The organism is Streptomyces populi, assembly GCF_002911015.1.
Classification (GTDB): Bacteria; Actinomycetota; Actinomycetes; order Streptomycetales; family Streptomycetaceae; genus Streptomyces; species Streptomyces populi.
On the sequence record NZ_KZ627069.1, the window covers coordinates 1 to 3297 of the forward strand.

At 71.2% G+C, this 3297-nt stretch carries 3 protein-coding genes; 1 reads left to right on the forward strand and 2 read right to left on the reverse strand.

What is annotated here, in order from left to right; all coding sequences use genetic code 11:
• Positions 1-549: 549 nt before the first annotated feature.
• Positions 550-846 carry a DUF3039 domain-containing protein gene (locus CW362_RS42570; RefSeq protein WP_103554931.1) on the reverse strand — a complete coding sequence of 99 codons (297 nt, stop codon included), beginning with the start codon at positions 844-846 and terminating at the stop codon, positions 550-552.
• Positions 847-932: 86 nt separating this feature from the next.
• Positions 933-1505: a YqgE/AlgH family protein gene (locus tag CW362_RS42575; protein WP_103554929.1), complete on the reverse strand. Its 573-nt coding sequence runs from the start codon at positions 1503-1505 to the stop codon at positions 933-935.
• 280 nt (positions 1506-1785) lie between these two features.
• On the opposite strand from CW362_RS42575, the gene murA reads away from it, so the two are divergent.
• Positions 1786-3126: a UDP-N-acetylglucosamine 1-carboxyvinyltransferase gene (murA, locus tag CW362_RS42580; protein WP_103554930.1), complete on the forward strand. Its 1341-nt coding sequence runs from the start codon at positions 1786-1788 to the stop codon at positions 3124-3126.
• Positions 3127-3297: the final 171 nt, after the last annotated feature.

A 3297-nucleotide genomic window follows, 5' to 3' on the forward strand; every position in this document is an offset into this window, starting at 1 on the left:
CGTGATCGGCGCGGCGGTCCGGAATGGGAAGCGGAATCGTTCCGGCGCCACCGTCCGGAGAATTCCGGCGAGTGCCGGGACGGCCTCGGCGGAGCGCTCCGCGAGAAGACCCCCGGGGAACTCGCGGGCGAATTCCCGCCGCTCCGGGGCGCGCGGGAAAGATCCGCGGGAAGGCCGGGGACTCCGGAACGGGGACGCGACGGACCCCGCCCGCCCCGCCCGCCCGGCCCGCCGGAGCGTGCCGGGCACCGCCCGGCGCGGAGACGGTCACCGACCGGACCACGACGGTCCGGGGGCACTGGGCTTCATCGGGCGTCCTCCAGCAGAGCGTGTTGCGGTACGCGCAATGGCGGTTTCGCATCGCACAACACTCCGGAGGCTATGGAGTACGCGAACCCGGCCACAAGAGGTCTACACCAGTCTGTGATCGCGGAGCCGTGTGAAAAACGGCCCCGCCCCCGCGCACGACACGGCCGCGGCGCCCCTGTGCGGGGGCGTCGCGGCCGTGGGCGGTCCGCGCGGCGTACCGCGCCGGGGCGGAGTCCCGGCCTACTTCTTGTCGCCGCCCTTGCCCTGGTCGCCGCCGGCGCCCATGGACTCGAAGATCTCCTTGCACATGGGGCACACGGGATACTTCTTCGGGTCACGGCCCGGCACCCACACCTTGCCGCACAGCGCCACCACGGGCGTGCCGTCCAGCGCGCTCGCCATGATCTTGTCCTTCTGGACGTAATGGGCGAAGCGCTCGTGGTCCCCGTCGCCGTGCGACACCTGCGGCGTCGGCTCCACGAGGGTCCCCGTCCCCGTGCCTCGCTGGGGCTGGGTCTCAGGCTCAAGAGTGCTCATGGAGCCAAGGGTACTGGGGGCCGCACCCATCGGTTGAGGGAAGGGCCGCGCGCGTCCGGCGGAAGGTCCGGGGGCCGGCGGGCCGGTCAGTTGAGGGAGGGGTCGTCCGGGTACGTCGCCACCATCGCCAGTTCGCTGCGCTGGCGGCGCAGGACCTCGCGCCACAGCCGCTCCGGCGCCGGGGAGGAGACGTCACCGGGTTCGGACTCGACGACGTACCAGGCGCCGTCGGCCAGTTCGTTCTCCAGCTGGCCCGGCCCCCAGCCCGCGTATCCGGCGAAGATGCGCAGGGAGCCGAGGGCGGACGCGAGCAGTTCGGGCGGGGCCTCCAGGTCCACCAGACCGATCGCGCCGTGCACCCGCCGCCAGCCGAGCGGAGCGCGCTCCCCCGCCGTGCCGCCCGGGATGACCGCCACCCCCAGCGCCGAGTCCAGCGAGACGGGGCCGCCCTGGAAGACGACACCCGGCTCCCCGGCCAGGCCGGCCCAGTTCTCCAGGATGTCGCCGACACCCACCGGGGTCGGGCGGTTGAGGACGACGCCGAGGGAGCCCTCCTCGTCGTGGTCGAGGAGCAGCACCACCGCGCGGTCGAAGTTCGGGTCCGCCAGGGCGGGCGTGGCCACGAGCAGCCGCCCTGTGAGCGAGGACACCTCGGTCATGCCAGACATGATCCCGCACATTCCCTTCATGTGGGGAGCCAATGCGCGTACGGGAGTGAATGCAGCTCAGGGCGCAACGGAGCGTTGCCCGCGCACACGGGCAACAGTGACCCCGCGTGCCCGGTCCGGAACGGCTCGTGTTGTGTCCAAGCTATGACCCAGCTGAGTCCTGCTCGGGCTTACTGCGCCGGGGCGGGCGGCCATTACCCTTGCTGTTCGGCTCCCGTACGACCGGCCTGCCGACGACCCACACTGCCCAACTCATCGGAACGCGAGATACATGACCGTCAACGACGATGTCCTGCTTGTCCATGGCGGAACCCCGCTTGAGGGCGAGATCCGTGTCCGCGGTGCGAAGAACCTCGTACCGAAGGCCATGGTCGCCGCCCTGCTGGGCAGCGGGCCGAGCCGGCTGCGCAACGTCCCCGACATCCGCGACGTACGTGTCGTACGCGGGCTGCTGCAGTTGCACGGTGTGACCGTACGCCCGGGTGACGAGCCCGGTGAGCTGATCATGGATCCCTCGCACGTCGAGAGCGCGAACGTCGCCGACATCGACGCCCACGCGGGCTCGTCGCGCATCCCGATCCTCTTCTGCGGCCCGCTGCTGCACCGCCTCGGCCACGCCTTCATCCCGGGCCTCGGCGGCTGCGACATCGGCGGCCGGCCGATCGACTTCCACTTCGAGGTGCTGCGGCAGTTCGGCGCGAAGATCGAGAAGCGGGAGGACGGCCAGTACCTGGAGGCCCCGCAGCGGCTGCGCGGCACCAAGATCCAGCTCCCGTACCCGTCCGTGGGCGCGACCGAGCAGGTGCTGCTGACCGCGGTGCTCGCGGAGGGCGTCACGGAGCTCTCGAACGCGGCCGTGGAGCCGGAGATCGAGGACCTGATCTGCGTCCTGCAGAAGATGGGCGCCATCATCGCGATGGACACCGACCGCACGATCCGCATCACCGGTGTGGACTCGCTCGGCGGTTACACCCACGCGGCGCTCCCGGACCGCCTGGAGGCCGCCTCCTGGGCTTCCGCGGCGCTGGCGACCGAGGGGAACATCTACGTCCGCGGCGCCCAGCAGCGCTCGATGATGACGTTCCTGAACACCTACCGCAAGGTGGGCGGCGCCTTCGAGATCGACGACGAGGGCATCCGCTTCTGGCACCCGGGCTCGCAGCTCAAGTCCATCGCGCTGGAGACGGACGTCCACCCCGGCTTCCAGACGGACTGGCAGCAGCCGCTGGTCGTGGCGCTGACGCAGGCCACCGGCCTGTCGATCATCCACGAGACGGTGTACGAGTCCCGGCTGGGCTTCACGTCCGCGCTGAACCAGATGGGCGCGCACATCCAGCTCTACCGCGAGTGCCTCGGCGGCTCCAACTGCCGCTTCGGCCAGCGCAACTTCCTGCACTCCGCGGTCGTTTCGGGCCCCACGAAGCTACAGGGCGCCGACCTGGTCATCCCCGACCTGCGCGGCGGCTTCTCGTACCTGATCGCGGCGCTGGCGGCGCAGGGCACCTCCCGCGTCCACGGCATCGACCTGATCAACCGCGGCTACGAGAACTTCATGGAGAAGCTCGTGGAGCTGGGCGCGAAGGTCGAACTGCCCGGCAAGGCACTCGGCTGACCCAGCCCTTCCGTCCCACCCCGGCCGGCCGCTCTTCCGGCTGGGGGTCCGGGGGTCACCCCCGGGCGGACACAGCATGGAGAAGCTCGTGGAGCTGGGCGCGAAGGTCGAACTGCCCGGCAAGGCACTCGGCTGACCCAGCCCCTCCACACCGCTCCGCCCCGGCCGGAC

Excerpts from the sequence above, each read along its gene's own strand:
- CW362_RS42570 (WP_103554931.1), bottom strand. The coding sequence starts at position 846 with ATGAGCACTCTTGAGCCTGAGACCCAGCCCCAGCGAGGCACGGGGACG.
- murA (WP_103554930.1), top strand. The coding sequence starts at position 1,786 with ATGACCGTCAACGACGATGTCCTGCTTGTCCATGGCGGAACCCCGCTT.
- CW362_RS42575 (WP_103554929.1), bottom strand. The coding sequence starts at position 1,505 with ATGACCGAGGTGTCCTCGCTCACAGGGCGGCTGCTCGTGGCCACGCCC.